Source organism: Streptomyces sp. YS-3, assembly GCF_045257485.1.
GTDB lineage: Bacteria > Actinomycetota > Actinomycetes > Streptomycetales > Streptomycetaceae > Streptomyces.
On record NZ_JBJHPC010001134.1, the window covers coordinates 1 to 789 of the forward strand.

The window sequence follows — 789 nt, forward strand, 5'->3', positions numbered from 1 at the left end:
CCCCGTGTTTCACGTGAAACAAGCCCCACGAGGCGCCTCCACCCCGCCCGCCTACAACCCCGCATCCCGGGCCAGCAGCGCCGCCTGCACCCTGTTCTCGCACTCCAGCTTCGCCAGGATGCGGCTCACATACGTCTTCACCGTGGCCTCGCTCATATGGAGCCGTCTCCCCGCGTCCGCGTTGGACAGCCCCTCCCCGAGCAGCGCCAGCACGTCCCGCTCCCGCACCGACAGCACCGCCACCCGGCGCCGCGCCTCCTCGCCCCGGGCCGCCGCGCGCCCCATGGCCAGCTGGTCCACGACGTGCCGGGTCGCGCCGGGCGACAGATAGGCGTCCCCGGCCGCCGCCGCCCGTACCGCTGCGATCAGCTCGGCCGGGGCGGTGTCCTTCAGGAGGAACCCGGCGCCCCCGTACTCCAGAGCGCGCAGCACGTTCTCGCGTTCGCCGAACGTCGTGAGGATGATCACTCGGGTCGCCGGGGTGCTCCTGCGCAGCTCGGCCAGGGCGGTCAAGCCGTCCATCACCGGCATCTGGATGTCGAGCAGCACCACGTCGGCGCCGTGCGCCCGTGCGGCCTCGACGGCGTCCCGGCCGTTGGCCGCCTCGGCCGCGACCTCGATGGCCGGGTCCGAGGTGAGGATCATCCTGATCCCCGCCCTGATCAGCGGCTCGTCGTCCGCGATCACAACCTTGATCCGCGGTCCGTGCGCGCCCTCCGCCACCGCCACTCCGTCTCTACCGTGGGCGCCGCGGCGATCCTGCACCCCGCCCACCGCGCCCGCCCCGCC

The 789-nt window shown here is 73.6% G+C and carries 1 protein-coding gene; it reads right to left on the reverse strand.

All coding sequences use genetic code 11. The annotated features are described in order from the left end of the window. Positions 1–51 precede the first annotated feature (51 nt). A complete protein-coding gene (locus ACJA3G_RS37945; protein WP_406557537.1) occupies positions 52–687 on the reverse strand; it encodes a response regulator in 636 nt (211 codons plus the stop codon). Positions 688–789: the final 102 nt, after the last annotated feature.